The organism is Vitreimonas sp. (assembly GCF_036392335.1).
Classification (GTDB): Bacteria; Pseudomonadota; Alphaproteobacteria; order Caulobacterales; family Aquidulcibacteraceae; genus Vitreimonas.
In genome coordinates this window covers 41,146-60,176 of record NZ_DASVYD010000009.1, presented here as the reverse complement: position 1 = coordinate 60,176, position 19,031 = coordinate 41,146, and the positions used below count along the sequence as shown (strand labels likewise).

General features: G+C 63.7%; 17 protein-coding genes. 6 read left to right on the top strand and 11 right to left on the bottom strand.

Features of this window, described 5'->3' with window-relative positions; genetic code table 11:
- The 3 genes from VF769_RS01725 to VF769_RS01715 all read right to left on the bottom strand — a co-directional run.
- The coding region (locus VF769_RS01725; protein WP_331006640.1) for a gamma-glutamyltransferase at window positions 1-849 on the bottom strand (849 nt) is incomplete at its 3' end.
- Between the two features lie 179 nt (window positions 850-1,028).
- Window positions 1,029-2,465 carry a sulfatase-like hydrolase/transferase gene (locus VF769_RS01720; RefSeq protein WP_331006639.1) on the bottom strand — a complete coding sequence of 479 codons (1,437 nt, stop codon included), beginning with the start codon at window positions 2,463-2,465 and terminating at the stop codon, window positions 1,029-1,031.
- A gap of 77 nt (window positions 2,466-2,542) precedes the next feature.
- Window positions 2,543-4,765: a TonB-dependent receptor gene (locus VF769_RS01715; RefSeq protein WP_331006638.1), complete on the bottom strand. Its 2,223-nt coding sequence runs from the start codon at window positions 4,763-4,765 to the stop codon at window positions 2,543-2,545.
- A 254-nt stretch (window positions 4,766-5,019) separates the two neighbouring features.
- On the opposite strand from VF769_RS01715, the gene VF769_RS01710 reads away from it, so the two are divergent.
- Entirely contained in the window at window positions 5,020-5,751 is a 732-nt protein-coding gene (locus VF769_RS01710) for a GntR family transcriptional regulator (RefSeq protein ID WP_331006637.1), read from the top strand.
- Here the strand turns inward: VF769_RS01710 and VF769_RS01705 are convergent, their stop codons facing one another.
- The gene (locus VF769_RS01705; protein WP_331006636.1) at window positions 5,752-6,672 is read right to left on the bottom strand and encodes a hypothetical protein; all 921 of its coding nucleotides are present in this window, start codon (window positions 6,670-6,672) and stop codon (window positions 5,752-5,754) included. It abuts the gene before it with no gap.
- Between the two features lie 92 nt (window positions 6,673-6,764).
- Here VF769_RS01705 and VF769_RS01700 point away from each other — a divergent pair, with 92 nt between their 5' ends.
- The 3 genes from VF769_RS01700 to VF769_RS01690 are packed head-to-tail and all read left to right on the top strand — an operon-like array spanning window position 6,765 to window position 10,907.
- Window positions 6,765-8,036, top strand: a complete 1,272-nt coding sequence (locus tag VF769_RS01700) for a hypothetical protein (protein ID WP_331006635.1) — start codon at window positions 6,765-6,767, stop codon at window positions 8,034-8,036.
- A gap of 10 nt (window positions 8,037-8,046) precedes the next feature.
- Window positions 8,047-9,567, top strand: a complete 1,521-nt coding sequence (locus VF769_RS01695; RefSeq protein ID WP_331006634.1) for a carboxylesterase/lipase family protein — start codon at window positions 8,047-8,049, stop codon at window positions 9,565-9,567.
- Entirely contained in the window at window positions 9,564-10,907 is a 1,344-nt protein-coding gene (locus VF769_RS01690; protein WP_331006633.1) for a DUF1254 domain-containing protein, read from the top strand. Before VF769_RS01695 ends, VF769_RS01690 begins: the two co-directional genes overlap by 4 nt.
- A gap of 5 nt (window positions 10,908-10,912) precedes the next feature.
- Here the strand turns inward: VF769_RS01690 and VF769_RS01685 are convergent, their stop codons facing one another.
- Complete coding sequence (locus tag VF769_RS01685; RefSeq protein WP_331006632.1) at window positions 10,913-11,473, bottom strand: DNA-3-methyladenine glycosylase I; 561 nt, start codon at window positions 11,471-11,473, stop codon at window positions 10,913-10,915.
- An 87-nt stretch (window positions 11,474-11,560) separates the two neighbouring features.
- Between VF769_RS01685 and VF769_RS01680 the strand changes: the two genes are divergently transcribed.
- Window positions 11,561-12,403, top strand: a complete 843-nt coding sequence (locus tag VF769_RS01680) for a thermonuclease family protein (protein ID WP_331006631.1) — start codon at window positions 11,561-11,563, stop codon at window positions 12,401-12,403.
- On the opposite strand, the gene VF769_RS01675 is transcribed toward VF769_RS01680, so the two are convergent.
- The 6 genes from VF769_RS01675 to VF769_RS01650 all read right to left on the bottom strand — a co-directional run bounded on the left by VF769_RS01675 (window position 12,391) and on the right by VF769_RS01650 (window position 18,419).
- The gene (locus VF769_RS01675) at window positions 12,391-13,275 is read right to left on the bottom strand and encodes an RNA polymerase factor sigma-32 (protein ID WP_331006630.1); all 885 of its coding nucleotides are present in this window, start codon (window positions 13,273-13,275) and stop codon (window positions 12,391-12,393) included. The two genes, VF769_RS01680 and VF769_RS01675, sit on opposite strands and share 13 nt — an antisense overlap.
- Before the next feature lie 154 nt (window positions 13,276-13,429).
- Window positions 13,430-13,957 carry a CarD family transcriptional regulator gene (locus VF769_RS01670; protein ID WP_331006629.1) on the bottom strand — a complete coding sequence of 176 codons (528 nt, stop codon included), beginning with the start codon at window positions 13,955-13,957 and terminating at the stop codon, window positions 13,430-13,432.
- 233 nt (window positions 13,958-14,190) lie between these two features.
- Entirely contained in the window at window positions 14,191-14,532 is a 342-nt protein-coding gene (gene fdxA / locus VF769_RS01665) for a ferredoxin FdxA (protein WP_331006628.1), read from the bottom strand.
- A 51-nt stretch (window positions 14,533-14,583) separates the two neighbouring features.
- Complete coding sequence (locus VF769_RS01660) at window positions 14,584-14,871, bottom strand: S4 domain-containing protein (RefSeq protein ID WP_331006627.1); 288 nt, start codon at window positions 14,869-14,871, stop codon at window positions 14,584-14,586.
- Window positions 14,868-17,381, bottom strand: a complete 2,514-nt coding sequence (locus tag VF769_RS01655) for a helicase-related protein (RefSeq protein WP_331006626.1) — start codon at window positions 17,379-17,381, stop codon at window positions 14,868-14,870. The genes VF769_RS01660 and VF769_RS01655 overlap by 4 nt, the downstream gene beginning before the upstream one ends.
- 240 nt (window positions 17,382-17,621) lie before the next feature.
- On the bottom strand, window positions 17,622-18,419 hold the full coding sequence (locus tag VF769_RS01650; RefSeq protein ID WP_331006625.1) for a hypothetical protein: 798 nt from the start codon (window positions 18,417-18,419) through the stop codon (window positions 17,622-17,624).
- Window positions 18,420-18,628: 209 nt separating this feature from the next.
- Here VF769_RS01650 and rpmB point away from each other — a divergent pair, with 209 nt between their 5' ends.
- Complete coding sequence (gene rpmB, locus VF769_RS01645) at window positions 18,629-18,925, top strand: 50S ribosomal protein L28 (RefSeq protein ID WP_331006624.1); 297 nt, start codon at window positions 18,629-18,631, stop codon at window positions 18,923-18,925.
- The last annotated feature ends 106 nt before the right edge of the window (window positions 18,926-19,031 follow it).

Below are 19,031 nucleotides of genomic sequence, written 5' to 3'. Positions count from 1 at the left end.
GAGGCCGCCTCCGCTCGCCGGAGGCGCCGGAGCGCAAAGCAGATAAAGTCGATAAGGACGACAGAGTGCGTCGGTTTCCTCGGCCTCGTAAGTCTCGATGTCCGCGAGAGTCATGGCGCCGCCCAGGGGCGCCGCGCGCGTCCGCGCCACGATGCGGCGCGCCGTAGGGCCGCGATACAGAGCTGACGGTCCTTGTCGCGCCAAGCGTTGCAGAAAGCGCGCATAGGCTGGATTTCGCAAGGTGTCGCCCGCTTCGACGAGATTCCCATCCGAGGCGCTAAAATAGCGGCGCACGTCCGGCGCTCGTGCTTGCGCATAGTCACCGTGAACATAGCGCGCCAAGCGCGGCGAGACGACAAACCCATCTCGCGCCACTGCGACAGCAGAGCCGAATAGATCGCCCCACGCCAAGCGCCCGTGCGTAGCGTGCGCCAGATGCAGCATCGAGACAACGCCCGGCACACCGGTCGCGCGACCGGACAATATCGCTTCGGCGCGCCGCAACGGGCGTCCATGTTCGTCTAGAAACATTCGTGAATCGGCGCCGCGCGGCGCGCGCTCGCGACCCGCAAAGGCGCTCACCTCGCCGCTCGCGGCATCATAATACATCATGAACCCGCCGCCGCCGAGCCCCGAGCTTTGCGGCTCCACTAGCCCCAGCATGGCCTCCACGGCGACAGCGGCGTCTACCGCATTGCCACCACGCCGCAAGACCTCAAGCCCGGCCTCGGTCGCGAGCGGATGCGCGGAGGAGACGAATATTCGGCGCTCGTCCTGCGCCCAAGCGTCGGCAGCAAGTAGGAATGCGCATACGCACGCCACGCGCGCAAAGATCGTGATCAATCCCATGCGGCCCTCATTCGCTCGGCGCGATACGCGTCGCTCGTTCACAGCGGCGCGCACAAACAGCCATCGGGCCACCCAACACGCCGTCAGACCCTGCCGCCAGTGCCTGATCTTTGTCGGCTCATAACCGCAGGGCATGGGCCTCGCTCAGGACATGCCTGCCGCGCCCCCGGTCCGCAGCGCTAGTTATAGAGATTGACGGGAGGATCGCCGCGATTGAGCGGCGCGGAGAGGCGACGCTCGCTCTCGAACGTCGGCGTTCGCATCTGGGCGTTCCACGTCTCGAAATCGGCCGTCAATCGCCGGACGATCTCGGGATGGTCGTGCGCGACGTTGCGGGTTTCGGCGGGATCGTCTCGAAGATTGAACAAGTAGGTCAGCAGCCCCTGACCATCGGTCCGCTCCGCAACGATGAGTTTCCAATCACCCCTTCTGAGCGCGTAATTGGGCCCAGTACGCCACACGATGGCGCGTTCCGGCGGCGCGGCGCCCGAGACGAGCATCGGGATGATGTCGACGCCGTCGAGTGTTTGTGCGACCGGCTCCGCTCCCGCGAGCGCAAGCGCGCTGCGCGTCCAGTCGAAGCTTACGATTGGCGCGTCGTAGACCGCGCCTTCAGGCAGTCGGCCCGGCCAGGACGCAATCATGGGCACGCGTACGCCGCCCTCCAAGTACATGGCCTTGAAACCGCGGAATGGCGCGTTCGAGCAGACGCCCGGGCCGATATAGTTTGGACAGCCATTGTCGGAGATGAAAACGATCAGCGTATTCTGCAGCAATCCGCGCGCCTGCAGCGCAGACACGAAGCGGCCGACATTGTCGTCCAGCGCGAGCAGCATGGCTGCATAGATGCGCTCGCTTTGGCCTTCGATATGCGCGACGCGCTGTAGGTAGGGGCTGGTCGCTTGCAACGGCGAGTGCGGCGCGTTGTAGGCAAGCGTAAGGAAGAATGGTGCGCCACGCGACGAGTCGACGAACGCAATCGCTTCATCGGTGAGGATGTCTGTGAGATAGCCCTCGCGCGGCGTCGCCGGACCACGTCCCTCTTCCAAACGCATCGCGAAGAAGCCTTGCGGTGCGCCAGGCACCGGATCTGGCAGCCATTCGTCGTCCTCGGCTGGCGCGAGCATGTAGCCGGTGGCGCCCGGTGAAAAGCCGAAGAAGCGATCGTAGCCATGGCTCAGCGGATGTGTCTCCGCCGTTCGCCCCAGATGCCACTTGCCGATCAAAGCGGTGCGATAGCCTCGCTCGCGCAAAAAGTCCGGCAGGATACGGACGTCCTGCGGAATTCCCACGCCTTCAAGATCGCGCCGGACCGGATTGAACTCGTAGCCAAAGCGCTGCTGGTAGCGTCCCGACAGCAAGCTCGCGCGCGACGGCGCGCAAACAGCCGACGTGACATAGCCATTGGTGAAACGCACGCCGCGCGCGGCGAGCGCATCGATATGGGGCGTCGGCGTCCGGGTGCCGCCATAGGCGGAGAGATCGCCATACCCCAAATCGTCCGCGACGATGAAGACGATGTTCGGCGCCTGTGCATGCGGCCTGGGCGCCGGACTGCTCGATGAGGCGCACGAGCCGACCAGGATCGCCGCAGCGAAAACGAGGCGCTTCAACATCACATTACCCGACCTCTATGGGAGGCGCTGGCGGGACAAGAACGCGCCTGTCCCGCCAGCGTTGAGCGGCGATGCGCTCAATAGCTGAAGCTGAGTTCCGCGCCATAGACGCGCGGATCGCTGAGATAGGCGTTATTGGCGATGGTCTGGATTGTGTAGATTTCGTCGGTCAAATTCTTGCCGAAGATTGAGAAGCGCCAAGAACCGCTATCGACGCCGATGCGGGCGTCAAAGCGCTCGAATTCTTCAAATTCGCGGGAATTCTCTGCGTTCTCGAAGCCGCCCAATTGAGTCTGGAAGCTGGTAGAGGCGAAGCCCTCGAGTCCTAGACCAATATCGTGGCGATAGGTCAGGTTCAGCGTGCCGATGAGGTCACGCGTCCGGTTCACACGGTTGCCCGCGAGGTCAGTCGGCACGCCGCCAATGATGGCGATCGTTCCGTCCTTAAACTCCCCGTCGCTGGTGGAGAGGCCAAGGCCGAAATTGAGACGCCCTCCGGCCAGATCGAAATTGCCGCGCGCCTCGATCTCGGCGCCCCACACTTCAGCGCCCTCGCCATTCTGCAGGATGAACGCCGTGTTGGTCGGACTCGCGGCGGTCACGATCTGCACGTCCTCGGTCTCGGTGAAATAGGCCGCGCCCTCGACATAAACACGTCCGTCGAAAAGGCCGAGCTTGAAGCCAGCCTCATAGGAGGTCGCGAATTCCGGGTCGTACGGGATCAAATTGCCGGAGCCGGGAATGTCCGAGGGAATTCCGACATTGAAACCGCCTGGACGATAGCCGGTGGCGATGCGGCCATAGATCGAGGCGTCGTCCGCTAGGCTATAGCGCAACGTGGCGACAGGCATCACGCGGGTCCACGATTCGCTGAGCTGAACGCCCAGAATTTCCACTGCGGTAGATGCGGCGGAATTGCGCGTACGGTCGAAGTCGAAGGTTTTGTCATCGACCTGCACACGGGCCTCAAGGCCAAGGGCCAAACGCTCGGTGATATCGTACTCGACCGCGCCAAAGACGGCCCAAGACTCCAATTCTTCCCGGGAATCGTCATCGCGCAATTGCGCGCGCAACCCTGCCGCGGCCCCGGCGAAGCCAACATTCTGCAGCAGGACCTCCGAGCTATTCCGCTGCATTTCTGCGCCGATGAGCCAGCTGAAACGGGCGTCGGCGCTGGGCGAGGTCAGCACGCCAATTAGGCCCGAACGAGAGAAATCTTCGTATTGATTGGAGATCAAATCGATTGGCTGCGCGGGCGTGGCCGGCGGAAACACAGACGTGATCCCTTCGAAGCCCAGATAATGATCAAGGTCGTCATTCGTGCGGCCCGCGTCGCGGATTTTGAAGCTGCCGCGCAGTTCGAAATTGGCCCAGCCAAGATCGTGTTCGAAATCCAAATAGCCGGAATTCTCCGTGATGTCGGCATAGCCCAGCCGGCTGATGTTGCGCACGAACGGGTCCGGATCGAGCGTTGTCAAATTGTTGCGCAGGGCCCGATAGCCGTTGATGCCAAAGCTCGGCGCCGTGGAATCGTAATATTCATAAGTGACGCGGATGGTGGTGTCGTTGGTCGGGGAGACCTCGAACACCGCGCGTGCGCCGCTGGTCTCTTCGGTGTCGATCGTGTCGCCCGTCGACAATTGGGTCAGGAAACCGCCGTTCTGATCATAAGAGAAGCCGCCAATTCTGAAGGCTGCGTCCGCCGTGACCGGCACATTGATGACGGCTTCCAGCTCGGTGCGCTCAATGTCGTTGTAAGAAACGGAGCCGCGGATGCCAAACTCATCGTCGGGGCGATTTGCGACCGCATTCACAGCGCCGCCGACCGCATTGCGGCCATACAATGCGCCCTGAGGACCGCGCAGAACTTCGATGCGCTGCAGATCAAACAGATCGACGGCGTTAAATCCGCGACCGCCAAAGCCGCCGCCGGCGATATAGTGGCCGTCTCGATAGACGCCCACAGCGGATTCCGAGAAGCCGTTTCGCCCGCCGCCTTGCCCGCGCAAGGAAATCTCGTTTGTGTACGCCGGACCGCCGTTGACCAACGCCGCGCTCGGCAATTGGCGCAGAATATCGGCCGTGTTGCTGATGACGTAATTCTGCTGGTCCGCCGCGGTGATGGCGGACACCGCGCCGGGCACCTCGATCAGGGTTTCCTCGCGGCGACGCGCAGTGACGACAATATCACCTTCGCTGGCGGCCTCGTCCTGTGTGGCCGCGGCGACATCCTGCGCCATCGCGGGTGCGGCAAACGCGAAAAAGCATGCAGGCAGCGTGGCAAGAAGAACGTGGCGCATCGAATGACCCCTCCCGTGGTCGCCTGCTAGGGATCAAGCCCTGCAGGATTGTCGACAAAATCTAGCCTAGGGTTTGCCATCGTGTCCACCCCCGCGCGCGCGCATCTTCCTGCGCGCGTTGACGCAACCGCTGATCGCGCGCTGAGCGAACGGGACTTAACTGCGGCTTTAGTCGAACTTACGGTTGACGTGACGCCCTTCGCTCTTGCCTAAATGGCGTCCGGCAATCACTGATCTGAGCCACACACAATTCCATGCCCAAACCCCAATCCAAGCCCAAACTTGTGGCGCTGCGCACGCCGGACGCGCGTGTATCCGCGCTCGGCATCGCGCGCGCCACCGCCCGGGACATTGAGCGCGGCGTCTATCTCCCCGGCGCGCGGCTGCGCGAGCAGGAGCTTGCCGATCGGTTCAAGTGTTCACGCGCGCCGGTGCGCGAGGCGCTGCGCCTGCTCGAAAGTCAGGGCAGCATCGTCATTGAACCTATGAAAGGCGCACGCGTGGCGACGCCCGATGACGCCAATTTCTACGAGGTGTTCTTGATCCGGCGCGCGCTTGCGGGGCTTATGGCGCAGCAAGTCGCGAATGCACCCAAATCAAAGAACAAGAGCCATTTCATCGTACTCACGGCGGAGTTGCCAAAACGCGCCGAAGCAGCGGTCGACGGCCACGAGTTCGCTGGCGACGTCCGCCAAGTCATTCGCGCGCTGATCGACGCCGCGCAGACACCTCGCACCGTGCAGCTTGTACGCAGTCTCACGTTTGGTCACGAGGCGTTTCAAGACGACATCGTCGATTCAAAGAAGAACAGACTCGCGCAAGCGCAATATTGGTCCCAAATGGGCCTGGCCGCTGCGTCGGGCAAACCAGAGGCCGCGCGCGCGGCGATGGAGGCGATCTTCGATTATTCGCGCGCCTATATCGAGAACCGGCGGACGCCGAATCTGGCGAAGGCTCCGTCGAAGGCGAAGAAGGCGCGCAAATAGCTATGACGCGCCGAAGAGCACCTCAGGCCGCCAATCGTTGAGCGAGCCGCGCAAACGGTGACCGCCGAGTTCAGCCGTTACGAACGCCCCATGCCAAGTTTGTCCGTAAAGCGGGATCGTGTAGGCGGTTTCAATGACCGCATGGCCTTCCATGGCATCATTGGCGCCAAAATCGATTCTGAGCGTACGATTGGCGCTTGGCGGCGCGATACGTACCCTTCCGGTTCTGGTGGACGCGCCTTGTTGGAGAATGTAGCCGCCTGAATCTTCGGGAATCTGCAGCAACGTCACGCCAACCCCTTCGCCCCACAGCGAGGCGAAGGCAAAAGGCGTCGTGAAGCGCGCTTCAGTCTGCCGTTGCTCGTGGAACTGGCCGACGCCGCGAATGCGGAAGGCGCGGCCATTCACACGAAGGTCGCCTTCGATTGGGCCAAAGGCCTCGACCCGCCCTTCCAGCAGTCCAGCGCGCATCAGCGCCGGTCTGAAGGCTAGGTCCGCCTCCACCACACCACTCTCGCGACTTGAAACACGCGCGGCGAGGTGTGCCGCGCGCGCGTCCTCTGAAGCCCCTTCACGAGAAAAGCGAAGTACGCCCGCGGCGTCGGCATAGTGCGCCAGATTGCCAATTGGCGTTTCGTCCTCGGTGCAAGGCGCGGCGTGATCGACGTAGGCGAAAAAGCCATCTGGCGTCTTCACGTGCGTCCACAGCCACGCCACCCGGTAGGCAGGATAACGGCAGAGGCGCGCGGTGAAGTGAACGCCAACGTGTTCATCCGAGACCGACAACATCACGGATTCGCTTGGCGTCTCGAGACCTTGCGGCGGCATGAAACGCTCTCCTCGTGCGGGCGTCACGCAGGCCGACGCCGGCAGCGCAGCCAGCACTGCCCTGCGCGAAACAGACGACGATATCGGCGCCATGGGACCCTCAATAAGATTGTCGACTCTTTGCAGGATGTCGCGTTAAGCTGGCGATAGCAAGGCGGAGCATGCCGCCAAGGAGCGAGAGCCCGATGATCACGCGACGCACCGTTCTGGGCGCGACGCCGGCGGCGGTTGCCGCCTCCACCGCGCGCGCGGAAGACGGCGCCGTCATGCAATGTCTCGCCTTGCTCGACGCACAAGCGCACTTGCGCACCGGGAGCCCCGGCGACACCGCCGTAGCAGGTCATGTGCGCGCCACGCTGAGCGACGCCGGTTTTCGAGTGATGACGCGCAATGTCGAGGCGCCGGCATTTGAGACGCGGCGCGCCGCTTTGGAATGGCCGGGCGGCGAGGTCGCCGTCGAGCCACAGCCTATCGTCCGCGCGACCGGCGCCGAAGGCGTGCGTGGGCCGCTTCGACTTTGGCGGGACGCTAGCGATTCCGAGTCGATGACCGGCGCGATCGCGCTCGTTTTGCTGCCGCATGGCCGGCACTCGCAATTGATGGCTGAACCCATTCGCTCAATCCTCGCCCAAGTGGCGCGCGCCGGTCCGCGGGGCATCGTGCTCATCACCAACGGCCCAACCGGCGAGAGCATCCTGCTCAATACGCCGATTGATGGCGCCGGACTTCCCCATCTTCCCCTGGCAGTGCTGGGACCAGCGCCAGGCGCCAACGCCATCGCCGCAGCGCGCGCCGGCGTCGAGGCGACATTGATCATCGACGGCCAGGCCCGCAGGGTGCGCAGCCCGAACATGTGGGGCGTTATCGAGCGTGACGCGCGCTTTATTGTCGTTTCAACGCCGCGCACAGCGTGGAATCCGGCCGTCGCCGAGCGCGGCCCCGGGCTCGCCGCTTTCACAGCGCTGGCGCGCTGGGCGCCGCGCGCGCTTTCCGCATACAGCCTGATGTTCGTCTCCACGACGGCGCACGAGTACGACAACGCCGGCGCGCATGTGTTCTTCGAGCGCCATGCACCGCCGCCCGAGCGCGTCGCGCTCTGGCTACACTTGGGCGCTGGTTTTGCCGCGCGAGATTTCCACGAGGTGGGCCGCTTTGCGCTCGCGCCTTTGCCGAGTCCGGATCCACAGCGCTATCTCATGGGTTCGGACGCACTCGTCCCTAGCCTGCGCGAAAGCTTCGCGGGGCAGCCCGGCTTGGAAGCTGCGTATCCCACATCAGCGGGCGCGGCGGGCGAATTGGGCGAGGTTGTTCAGCGCGGCTATGCGCCGGCCTTCGGCCTCTTCGCGGCGCACCGCTTTCATCATGTGGCGCAAGACCGGCTGGACAAGACGGACCCGGCTTGGATCGACGCCGCAGTTCAAGCGCTCAAGCGCACGCTTACTCGCGTGCTTGCCTAGGAGACCGACAATGAGATTCATCTGCGCGCTTGCCGCGATGATTGCGCTGACATCGTGCGCGACGAGCGTCCCCGCGCAGAATGAGGTGCGCGTCGAGAGCGGATTGGTGCGCGGCGTCACGGAAAACGGCATTGTCGTGCATCGAGGCATTCCGTTCGCCGCGCCGCCCGTCGGCGAGCGGCGCTGGCGCCCCCCGTCGCCGCCTTTGCCTTGGCAGGGCGTCCGCGACGCCAGCGCCTATGGTCCAGCGTGTCCGCAGCCCGAGCGTGGCGACCGGCCAGGCAGCGGACGCGCCGATACCCAAAATGAGGATTGCCTCAATCTCAATGTGTGGGCGCCGGAAGGCGCGCGCGATTTGCCTGTCATGGTGTGGATCCATGGCGGCGGACACCGCATCGGCTCTGGCACGTTCCCCCTCTATGACGGCGCGTCGTTGGCGCGCCAAGGCGTCGTACTGGTCACCATCAATTATCGCATTGGTCTGTTGGGTTATTTCGCCCATCCCGCGCTCACGCAGGAAGCCGATGCCAACGCGCCGCTCGGAAATTATGGACTGATGGATCAAATCGCGGCGCTCGAGTGGGTGCAGCGGAACATCGACGCGTTTGGGGGCGATCCCAACCGCGTCACGGTTTTCGGCGAGAGTGCGGGCGGCGCCAGCATTCTCTACCTGCTCGCTTCGCCGCGCGCGCGCGGCTTGCTACACCAAGCCATCGTGCAATCCGGCGGCGGCCTTCAGCGTCCGCTCTCCTTGGCGCAGCAAGAGCAGCAAGGCGTCGCTGCCGCCGCACGCATCGGCATTGATGCGACCGCAACAGCCGCGAGTCTACGCGCCGCGTCCGCCACGCAATGGGTTGAGGCGCTGGGCGATTTGGAAGGTATGGGCTTTGGCCCATTCATTGACGGAAGGCTGGTTACCGAGGCGCCGTCACGGGCTTTCGCCGAAGACCGCGCGGCCGATGTCCCGCTGATGATCGGCGCCAATGATAACGAGGCGAATGTCATCACTTCGCTTGGCGTATCCGGTGCAGCGCTCAACGTGCTTGGCCCACGGCTCGCGGAGCTGCGCGCCCGCTATGGCGACGTCACGGATCAGGAGTTTGAACGCCAGGCGCTCGGCGACGCCTTCTTTGTTGCGCCCGCAGCTTGGGTCGCAGCCCAAGCGGCCGACGGGACGGCGGCGAGTTACCTCTATCACTTCACCTACGTGACGGCGCGACGGCGGGGCGCTGTCCCCGGCGCCATCCACGGCGGCGAGATACCCTACGTATTCAACAATCTCGACCGTCTTCCGATGCCGCCCGCCTTCTTCACCGACGAGGACCGCACTTTCGCGACAATGATCTCTTCGTGCTGGGTCACATTTGCGCAGACTGGATCGCCAACGTGCGCTGAAGAACAGCCTTGGCCCGCTTATTCTCCCGCGACGGACGAAGTGATGCTGTTCGGCGCAGACACCGCCGCGGCGCTGCACCCGCGCCGCCCGGCGATCGACTTTCTAATCAACGCACTCACGGAGCGCCCGCAATGATCACTGCATCACGTCGTACGCTGCTGGCCGGCGTCGCCCTCGCCGGCCTGTCCGGCTGCGCCTCAAACAATTCCGCCATCGCCGATCCTATCGATCACTATGTCGCCGCCTTTTATTACGCGTACCCGATCTACGAATTTGCGCGCACGGCTTGGGCGTCAGCGGGGCCATCGGCGCAACGCCCCGTAAATCGGTTCAATCAAATCATGCATCGACGCACGCTGACCGATCATACGGGACGCAACATCACTACCCCGAACAACGACACGGTTTATTCCTCCGCGCGGCTCGATCTCACCAATGGTCCGCTGCTGGCGGAGTTTCCCACACTTGAGGATCGCTATTTTTCCGTGGCGTTCATGAACGCTTACACGGACAATTTCGCGTATGTGGGCACGCGAGCCACCAATGGCGTTGGCGGCCGCGCGCTGATCGTCGGACCAAGGTGGGAGGGCGTCGCGCCAGACGGTGTGCGCGTCATTCGTTCTCAGACCGATGACGTGTGGATGTTGGCGCGCATTTTGGTTGAAGGACCGGAGGATCTGCCTGCCGCCAACGCCGCGCAAGATCACATCCGTTTCCTTGAGGTTCCCGACGCCGCCCCCTTGCCCGTCAGGCCAACCAGCTCCGACGACCTTGAGAACTTTCTTGCCGTGGCGAACGCGATGCTCGCGCGCGCGCCGCTGACCGACCCCGTGGGGCGGCGCGCGGCGCAATTTGCAGACACCGGTTTGCGCGCTGGCGACATCGACGCATGGGCGTCGATATCGCAGGCCCAACGCGACTGCTGGACGAGCGCGGCGGCGCGGGCGATGGAAACGCTCCGTGGCGGGTTTACGTTGCGCGGACAGACCATCGCTGGCTGGCACTATCCGCCGCCTGGCGTTGGCGCCCCCGGTGACGCAGATGACGTGCGCGCAGCGGTCGCACTCTCTGGTCTAGCGGCTTTGGAAGCCGTCGAAGCGACCTATGCGCGCGCGGACGACGACAATAACGGTGAACCGCTGAATGGCGCTCGCGCCTACACGCTGACTATTCCGGCCAATGTACCCGCTGGCGCGTTCTGGTCGCTGTCCATGTATCAGCTGGAATCCGACGGCCGCCTTTTCTTCACGCAGAACCCATTGCAGCGGTTCGCGATTGGCGACCGCACCACGGGTCTGCGTCCGAACGCCGACGGTTCCTACACCATCGCCCTCCAACACGCCCAACCTGCAGACACGAGCAATTGGCTGCCCACACCGGCAGGACCATTCGTGGTGACGTTCCGAATCTACTTGCCGCAGCCGCCGATCCTTACCGGCGATTGGCGTTTGCCTGCGGTGACACGCGTCGCATAGCGCGGTCACACTTCTTGGCGACGGAAGCAGTGCGCGGCATGGTCATTGACGATGCCGACGGCTTGCATCCAAGCGTATACGATGGTGGGGCCAACAAACTTGAAGCCGCGCTTCTTCAACTCTTTGGAGATGCGTTGTGAGAGCGGCGTCTGCGCGGGAAAGGTCTTCCCATCGCCCTTGAGCACCTCACCCGCCGTGAATGACCAGCAAAAATCGGCGAAGTCCTCGCCGCGCTGTCGCATTTCCAAATAGATCTTGGCTGCGGCGATGGTGGCCTCGATCTTGGCGCGCGACCGGATAATGCCAGGATCGGCAAGCAGACGCTCGATGTCACTTTCCGTGAAGCGGGCGACTTTGACCGGCTCGAAGCCTTTGAAGGCTTTGCGGAACGCCTCACGCTTGCGCAGAACGGTTATCCAAGAGAGCCCGGCTTGGAAGCCTTCAAGCATCAGCATCTCCCATAGCATCCGCCCGTCGCGCTGCGGCACGCCCCATTCTTCGTCGTGATAGGCGAGATAAAGCGGGTCCTCGCCCGGCCAGCGGCAGCGTTGCTTAGGTTTGCTCATGCCACCCTCCTAACGCGGCGGGGCGCGCCTTCGCCAGAGCAGTTGCCTAGGCGTCGCTTTGGTTGTTGGATGCAACCTGAGGATACAATGACCGTTTGGCGCACCTTCGCTTTGCTCACCTGCCTTGTCGCGCTCGCCGCCTGCGGCCCGCAGATTGGCGATCTTGAGCGCGGCGAGGAAGCGCGCGTCGTGCGGGCGTACAACGGCGACACGCTCGAACTCGACAATGGCCTTCGGGTGTTTCTGGCGGAAATTGATGCGCCGCGCGGTGAAGAAGATTACGCGGCGCAGGCGCAAGGCGAGTTGGAGGCGCAGGCGCTGCACCGCGAGGTGCTCCTCGCCTATGGCGGCACAAGACGTTGGGCCGGTCGAGCGCGCGAGGACGGGACCACCAACGAAGCCGCGATCGCCCATGTATTCGTAAAGAGCGAAGGCGGGCGTTGGTTTTGGCTACAACACGAATTGGTCGCGCGGGGGGCCGCTTTTGTGCGGCCGCGGCGCGACAATCATGCGCGCGCAGAAGAACTCATCAGCCTTGAAGCGCAGGCGCGCGCGGCGGAACGCGGGATGTGGGCCAGACGCACCTATCGCCCGCTCAGCGTTCGCGCCGCAGCCGATCAAGCGATCGCGGTCAACGCCAATTGCCTGCGCGGAGACGCACCCTTTCGCGTCCTTGAGGGCCGCGTTGCGACGGCGCGCGTGTTTCAGAGCCGCGCGGCACTGACAATGGACGGGGCCAGCGACACCGCGCCGTTCACACTGGTTGTATTTGGCGAGAATTTTAACGCGTGGGACGGTCCCGCGCTTTCGTCCTTGGGCGGCGCCAGAATCCGCGCGCGCGGAGCGCTTGGAGTCTATCGCGATGCGCCGCAGATCTGCTTGGAGCACGGCTCGCAACTTGAAGTGCTCACCGAAAATCAGCCGACATAGCCGGCGGCGACGGGATCACCGACGCGCGCGATCAACGCCCGACGCAGCTTTTCAAGCGCCGCACCCTCGATTTGGCGTACGCGCTCTTTGGAGATGCCGAGGCGTTCTCCCAGCGCTTCCAAGGTCGCCGCTTCTTCTTCCAGCTTACGCTCGCGAATAATCAAACGCTCGCGATCCGACAGATCGCCCAGAGCCTCCCGCACAAGAGCCGAACGCGCGACGCTGTCGTGATTGTGCATCGCCTCGCCTTCGGGATCGGCCGATTCATCGGCCAGCATATCCTGCCACTCGCCATCGCCATCTTCGGTGAGGGGCGCGTTGAGCGAGCGGTCAGGCGCGGACAGGCGACCGGCCATCGCCTCCACTTCGTGTTCGGCCACACCCAACAGATTGGCGACCCGGGCGCGTGAGTCCGCACTCATCGACCCGTCGCCGATATCTCCAATACGCGCTCGAAGCCGGCGCAGATTGAAGAACAGCGCCTTCTGCGCGGATGTTGTGCCGGTGCGTACGATCGACCAATTGCGCAGCACGAAATCCTGCATCGATGAGCGAATCCACCACGACGCATAGGTCGAAAAACGCACTTCGCGATCGGGTTCAAAGCGCGCCGCCGCCTGCATCAGGCCGACATTGCCCTCCTGAACCAGGTCGCTCATCGGCAGGCCGTAATGGCGGAAGCGCGCCGCCATAGCGACGACGAGGCGGAGATAGGCCGTGATCAATTCGTGCAGAGCGCGCTCGTCGCCCGATTCGCGCCATCGGCGCGCCAGCTCACGCTCGTGATCGGCCGCTAAGAGCGGAGCGCGCATGGCCGTGCGGAGGTAGCGTTGCGCGCCGCGCTGGAGTTCGGCTGTTTCTGAGACCGCCATGGCTATTACTACGTCCGAGCCCGCGCCGGGTTTTGTCCAAGGACGTCACAGGACCGCCCGCGCACATCACGAACGCGTGAGGATGAGACAAGGCGCCAAAGAAAAGGCCGGGCTTCTGGCCCGGCCTTTGTTCCGTTCAGCTGATCCCGATCGCTCAGGCGGCCGCGGCTTGCTTCTTCGAAGCCAGCGAGGCCGTCACCTTCGCCACGGCGTCGTCACGCGTGACCTTCTCAACTGCCGCGAGTTCGCGCGCCATGCGATCCAGCGCGCTCTCATAGAGCTGGCGTTCGGAATAAGATTGTTCCGGCTGGTCGGACGCGCGGTGCAGGTCGCGCACGACTTCCGCGATCGAAACCAGGTCGCCCGAATTGATCTTCGCTTCGTATTCCTGGGCCCGGCGCGACCACATGGTGCGCTTGATACGGGCGCGGCCCTGCAGCGTCTTCATGGCCTGATCGACCACGGCGCCAGAGGCCAGCGGGCGCATGCCGCAGGACTTCGCCTTCGTGGTCGGAACCCGAAGCGTCATCTTGTCTTGCTCGAACGAGATCACGAACACGTCGAGATCGATGCCGGCCACGGCTTGCTTCTCAACGCCCATGACCCGTCCAACGCCATGCGCCGGATAGACGATGTGGTCACCAGGGCGGAAAGCAATTGAAGGCGTGGCGGTCGTGGTCATCCAGAGCTCCGTTGTCCCAACTCAAACTTGACAGACGGAGTTACCGCAGTCTCACCCGCGACAGACACAGCAAAGCGGACGGTTTCGCCCCGCCCGCGACTTTCCGTGCCTGTGCGCAATCAGATGAGCGCTATGGATTGATCCGGCTGTGGCGCGAATTCGCGCCGAATTTCGATTGTTGATAGTGTATAACACAAAATTCGGCGGATTTGAAGCCGCCTGACTGTGGCAAGTTATTCGCCTCGGCCAGGGGCCGGATCAAAGTATTTTTCAAATTTACCCTTTTCGTCCTTCATGGCCTCGCGGTCTTCAGGGGGCGTCCCCTTCACCGTAATGTTCGGCCAAATCTTGGCGTACTCAGTGTTTATTTTAAGCCACTTCCCGTCCGGCTCGTCTTGGCTGTCCGGCTTGATCGCATCGACCGGGCATTCCGGTTCGCAGACACCGCAATCGATACATTCGTCTGGGTGAATGACGAGGAAGTTCTCGCCCTCGTAGAAACAGTCGACGGGGCAGACCTCGACGCAGTCCATGTATTTGCAACGCACGCATGCGTCGGTGACGATATAGGTCATGTCGGCCCAGTTCCGCTTCGGAGCCTCAGATGGCTAAAGGGGGCTGAGGCGTCAACCCACGGAATCTGCGTCAAGTTCAGCGTACAGGAGCCGCGCCTCCGAGGCGGGCCCACGGCGCGCGCCAATGCCCTCCACGCGCACGGCAATCAGGCGCCCGCGTTGAGGGAACACCAGCGCATCGCCAGGGGTGACCTCGACGGAGGGCTTTTCTATGCGGCGCGCAAACCCTTCGTGCACGAGACGGACCCCGCCCTCGCTAATCAAGCGAGCGGCGGCGGCCCGCGTCTTGGCGAAGCGGGCGCGGTGCAGCCAGAGATCCACGCGCTGGCGGTCGTTCATGCGCGGCGCTTCCGCCGACGCGGCGGCTGCTCCGAAGCGGGCAGGAGATTGGCTAGGGCCGCGAATGCGTTGTCCGCAGGCGGCGGCTCGCGCCGCCGCGGCTTGCGCTGACGCTGACCCAGCACCCAACGTGGGCCCGCCCCCTCCTCGACCTGAATCTGCCGATACCCCAGCGAGCCAAGAATCACCGGTAATTCCCGCACCGGTCGGCCAATCAAGCGCGCCAATAAGGCGTCGGGATGCGGCGGCTCGGCCGCGAGCGCATCGGCCAACCGCTCAACAATATCGAAGCGCACAGCAACACGGCCACACGCGCGATAACCAGCGGCTGCGCACTCACCCCAATGTCGGTGTCGATCAAGCGGAACGCTCAACGCTCCAGGCCGCGCGATGAACACACTGCGCGGCTCGCCTGGATGCGCGGCGTGCCAGAAGATCGCCAGGGTGTGCGCGGCGCGCGGCTTGAGCAACGCCGGCATAAAGACGGTGTGACGACCGACGCGAACACCGGCTTTCGCGAGCGCGGCAAGCGAGGCTTCGCTGATGTGAGATATCTCCTCTTTTGCGCGATCGAGTGCGCCGGCATTCTCGATCAGACGAAACGCCAGCCCGCGCGCATCGGACGGCAGCTTGCCGTCACGCCAAGCGGCTTCGAGTTGGGCCAGCGGCCGCAGATCGTGGGCGGCCATCCGCGCCAACCAGAGCTCAAGACGTTCATGCGCGGCGCCACGTTCCTGCGGCGACGCGTCCGTGGCGCCGACCAATTCAAGGCGCGGCTTCAACACCGATTGCTTCGGCGTCAGCCGGGCCACGACAGCGCCATCGACGCGAACGCGACCGTCACGTTGCAAGCTGAAGTCGGCATCCTCCGCCGCCGCGATCCGCGCTAGCCGCCGCGACACCTCCGGCCGCAGCGCGCGCATCGCGGCATTGCGCAAGGCGCGGCCCTCCACGCCGCCCGTGGCGCGCGGATCAGGCTTGAAATCCAGACCATCGAGCTGGCCGACAAAATGACCCTCGACCGTGACTTCCCCATCTTCGGAAACGCCCGCCAACATCGCGTCTTCGCGCTTCAACCCCTTCAGCAACGCGCTAGTGCGGCGGTCGATGAAGCGTTGCGTGAGCGCGGCGTGAAGCGCGTCCGAGAGGCGATCCTCCACCTCCCGGGTGCGCCCACGCCAATACGCCACATCGTCCAACCAATCAGCGCGGTTGGCCGCGTAAGCCCAGGTACGAACGTGCGCGAGCCGCGCCTGCAACGTCCCGAGGTCGCCGTCTGGTCGATCGAGCTTCTCAATCTCGGCTTCGACCCATTCCGCTGGAATGCGGCCCTTACTAGCGACGATGTAATTGGCGATGCGACCAACGAGTGTCGCGTGCTCATCCGGCGTCGCCTTACGGAAATCCGGCAGCTGGCACGCCTCCCATAAGCGCCGCACATCGGCCTGGCCGTTGATCCGATCCATCAGATCGTCGTCGGCGGCCAAGCGCAGCAGCACGCCTTCGTCATCCGCGCCGCGCACGCGCATCAGGCCTGGCTGCTCCGGCGGTTGCGCCAAGGTCGCGATCAAACGCTCAACGCTGTCAAAGTTCAGCTTCTCATTGCGCCATTGCACGGCGACGACGGGCTCGAATTCATGCGCCTCGACACGCTCGATAATGTCTTCATCAAACGGCGCGCATTCGCCCGTTTCACCAAAAGCGCCGTCGCGCGTGTAGCGCCCGGCGCGGCCAGCGATCTGCGCAATCTCGTCCGGTCGCAGATCGCGCCAGGAATGGCCGTCGAACTTCCGTCGCGAGGCGAACGCGACATGATCGACGTCCATGTTCAAGCCCATGCCGATCGCATCAGTGGCGACAAGGAAATCCACCTCGCCGCTCTGATAAAGCTCCACTTGCGCGTTGCGCGTGCGTGGGCTGAGCGCACCCATCACCACCGCCGCGCCGCCGCGATGCCGGCGTAGCAATTCAGCGATTGCGTAAACTTCCTCCGCCGAGAACGCGACCAGCGCCGAGCGCTTTGGCAGTTTGGTGATCTTGCGATGCCCCGCATAATTCAGCGTCGACATGCGCTCGCGCCGGCTGACCTCCGCCTCCGGCAGGAGTTTCCGGATCATCGGCCGCATCGTCTCGGCGCCCAGCAGCATGGTTTCGCCAAAGCCGCGCATATTGAGGATGCGGTCGGTGAAAACGTGGCCGCGGTCGAGATCGGTGGCCACCTGGATTTCGTCGATGGCGACGAACTCCACCGCTTTATCCAGCGGCATCGCTTCCACGGTGCAGACGAAATAGCGCGCCGTCTCCGGGACGATCTTCTCTTCTCCAGTAATTAGGGCGGCCAAAGCCTCGCCCTTGGCGGCGACCACCTTGTCATAGACCTCGCGCGCCAACAGGCGCAGCGGCAGACCAATCATGCCGCTGACGTGGCCGAGCATCCGCTCGATGGCGAGATGGGTTTTGCCGGTGTTGGTGGGGCCAAGGACCGCCTTCACGCGGGCGCGCGCGCTCATGCTCCGACGATGGGCGGCTGAGACAGCGATTTCAAGGCAAGCGCAAATACTCGCTTACCGGAAAAACAAGAGAAGGAATCAAGAACGAATCAGTCGCGAATCAGTTGATTTGATTCGTTGGCCATCCGTTCACGGCCATATCTTGTGGTTAAGACTTAAGTAACACACAAGACTGCTCCAGCGCATGGAAAAGGCCGCCGACATCTCTGTCGGCGGCCGCTCATTTCAAAGCCGAAGCGATCAGCGCAGACGCGTGCCGTTGAACGTCAGGCGGCGGGCTTCGAGGCGCACGACCCCGACGCCGTCGGTTGGCATTTCGATCGTGACCGGGGCCCACATGCCGCTTTCCGTGCGGGCGAACAGGAAGGTCAGGGTCGCCGCTTCCTGCGGATCACTGAAACCAGCGATCGGGCGGAATTGGACGCGGCAGCGGACACCCGGCCCCTGATAGGCGCGAGAATTGATGTTCACATTGCCATTCGGCGTCATGACGAAATCAAAGCGCGACCGTCCGTCCATATAGATGCGGAGGGTCTGGGCGCATGGGTCGCCATCCGTGGTGACCATCGCCGCGATCGCCGTGATCTGGTCGATTACATTGCGACGCTGCTCGGCCGTGGCCGGCGGATCGCCCATATTGGGCCGTCCCGGGGTGGCCGTTGTGACCACGTCATTGGCCGTGAAGGCCGCGCGGATCAGGCGGCCATTGGGGCGATCTTCGCGGCGGCGGCCGCCCTGGTGTTCGTAAGAAACGGTGCGGAGCGTCCCATCGGCGGCGACCGTGCCGCTGACATTATAGCGGTAATCCTGGCTGCGCTGGAGGGCAGCCCCCACCCAGCCCTTCATCTCGCGGGTGGCGCTGGCGGTGTAGGTCGAGCCGGTTTGGCTGAAACGGTAATTGAAGTCGCCGGCTTCGATGCCGCGCGCGATCACCGCGTAAGAGCCTTCAAAGGTGCGATTGCCGGTCTGGGCGGCGGCCGGGCTGGCCAAGGCCGCCACACCGAAAACCACTACGAGACCTCGAACCCAGTTCTTCATCACCAAACCCACCATGGACGGTTTTTGCCGTATCGAGGCGCCTCTTACTGCGTGCATACTGATCCAGTCATGAACCAAATCGGGCGGTTTCATGGAGGAGCGGCCCGCCACGCCCGGAATGAGCCATTAGTTCTTTGCCGTCCTTGACCCTGACCAGGCCATCGCGTATGCGTCCGCGCTTCAATTTTACCTCTGAACTAGAGAGCCCCATGTCCCGCCGCTGCGAACTGACCGGCGTTAATCGCCAAATCGGCCACAAGGTCAGCCACTCCAACATCAAGACCAAGCGCGAGTTCAAGCCGAACCTGGTCGATGTGACGCTGGCGAGCGAAGCCCTGGGCCAGAACTTCAAACTGCGTATCACCGCGGCGGCTCTCCGCTCGGTCGATCACCGCGGCGGCCTCGACCAATTCTTGCTCAAGGCTGATGAGGCCGAGCTCTCCACGCGTGCGGCTAAGATTCGCCGCGACCTCAAGAAGAAGCTCGCGGAGACCGTCGCGGCCTAAAGCCTCGTTCAAGCTGAGTTTGAGACGCGCGTGCCTCGCGGCACGCGCGTTTTGTTTTGCCGCCTGCTCCGGGCCGGACCATCGGTCACATTCTGGCCTCGCCCGC